The 1,988-nt window shown below is 36.3% G+C and carries 2 protein-coding genes; both read left to right on the top strand.

The window, feature by feature from the left end; translation table 11 throughout:
• Positions 1-962, top strand: a 962-nt coding sequence (locus V7659_RS18075) for a sigma-54 interaction domain-containing protein (protein ID WP_335541176.1), incomplete at its 5' end; no start/stop codon positions are given.
• Between the two features lie 14 nt (positions 963-976).
• Complete coding sequence (locus tag V7659_RS18080) at positions 977-1,909, top strand: ABC transporter substrate-binding protein (RefSeq protein WP_335541177.1); 933 nt, start codon at positions 977-979, stop codon at positions 1,907-1,909.
• The last annotated feature ends 79 nt before the right edge of the window (positions 1,910-1,988 follow it).

Consider the following 1,988-nt stretch of genomic DNA (forward strand, 5'->3'; position numbering starts at 1 on the left):
AGGAAGAACTGATTTATGAAAATAAGAAAATGAAATCTATCTTCTATTTCCTTGAAAAAGTAGTAGACACTGATGCAAGTATTCTACTTCTTGGTGAGAGTGGTGTGGGAAAAACAGCAATGGCGAAGTGGATTCATAAGAGAGGCAAAAGAAGTGAGAAGCCGTTTGTATCCATCAATTGTGCTGCAATACCTGAGAATCTGTTAGAAAGTGAATTATTTGGCTATCAAAAAGGAGCATTTACAGGTGCAACTGAAACAAGAGTGGGTAAATTTGAATCGGCAGATAAGGGTACGATATTTCTAGATGAAATAGGAGAAATCTCTTTAGCGATGCAAGCTAAGCTTCTCCATGTTATTGAGGAGAAAAGCTTTATGAGACTGGGGAGTAATACTTACCGTAAAGTTGATGTACGGATTATTTCAGCCACCAATAAGGATATCAAACAGTTAGTTAATGAAGGGAAGTTTCGCAAAGATCTATATTATCGATTAAACTTAGTCGAGGTTGAAATCCCCCCTTTACGAGAACGGAAGGAAGATATTCCGATTATCATTAAACAATCTATTGAAACGTTAAATTTGAAATATACTAAAGATGTAAGTATTTCCGAAGATATGATCCAATTACTTTCCTCGTATGAATGGACTGGGAACATCCGTGAGATGTTGAATGTCTTAGAACGGTTACATATATTGAAAATGAATGGAAAAATTGAGGAATCGGACTTAAACCGAGAGTTATTTTATTTCAGTGAAAACCTGGATCAAAAAGATGACCCCCTGTTTAGCCTGTCAGAGGTCAATTTAAAAAAAGCTTTAGAAAATGTGGAAGAGCAATTAATTAAGAAAGCGTTGGAAGCAACGAAAGGAAACCGTTCTAAGGCTGCGGATATGCTTGGAATCGCTAGGCATACACTTGTTTATAAAATCAAGAAAATACAAATGGGGACAGAGAAGTGAGGGCAGGTATCTCCATGAGCAGAACGGTTATATTCATGGTCCTTTTCCAGCTCATTTTTATTCTGGCTTCGTGTGAAAAGGAGGAGAAAGAAATAACACGTAGTTCACCGGAATCCTCAGCCAAGCCAGAAATAACCATTGGCTCTAAATCTCCAACCGAGCAGCGGATGCTTATGAAAATGACATCTTTACTATTAAGTGAAAATGGATTTTCTGTCAATGAGATTAGCTTTAGAGGCAGCTTAAACATTCGTGCTGCCCTCGAAGAAGGAATCATCGATCAATATTGGGAGTACCCTAATACGGCAAGGGTGTTTTATCATCATCATCCACCGATATATGATTCACAATTAGCTCTTCAAAGTGTTTCTAAAGAGGATGAAAAAAAGGGTGTGAAATGGCTTAAAAGTCTAGACCTAAATAGTACGTGGGCCATTCTTATAAAAAGTGAACTGGCAAAGCAAAACAGAATAAAGAAGATTAGTGATTTTGTCAAATATGCTAACAAACACGATATTAAATTGGCCACTAATGAGGAATTTTTGGTTCGAAAAGATGGTTTGGAACATGTACAACAAATCTATCATTTTGCAATCGATAAAAAAAATATTATTTCCGTCGAGTCTATGCTCCTTCCCCAAGCTGTAAAAGACTCCAGAGTAGATGCTGCCGTAGGGGTCGCACCGGATAGCCATATAAAAGAATACAATTTAACTATATTGGAAGATGATAAGCATGTTTTTCCCCCATATAATCCTACGCCGGTGATAGATAAAGAAACATTAGAACGTTATCCGAAAATATCAAAGCTGCTCAATCGCCTAGTTGAAAAGATAAATGAGAAGAATTTTATGGAAATGATAGATCAAGTCGAAATGGAACATAAAGATGTTTCGGTTGTAGCACAGGAATTTTTGATTGACACTGGATTGATAAAGAGTAAATAAGAAGGAATTGAAAAGAAAGAGCATCTTTTTAGATGTTCTTTTTTTTGAGACTTTATAAGTTACTGTACAAAAATTCTCT

It is taken from the genome of Neobacillus drentensis, from assembly GCF_036966985.1.
Taxonomy (GTDB): Bacteria; Bacillota; Bacilli; order Bacillales; family Cytobacillaceae; genus Neobacillus; species Neobacillus drentensis_E.

Coding starts and splice junctions, on each gene's coding strand:
- V7659_RS18080 (WP_335541177.1), top strand. CDS start 977: ATGAGCAGAACGGTTATATTCATGGTCCTTTTCCAGCTCATTTTTATT.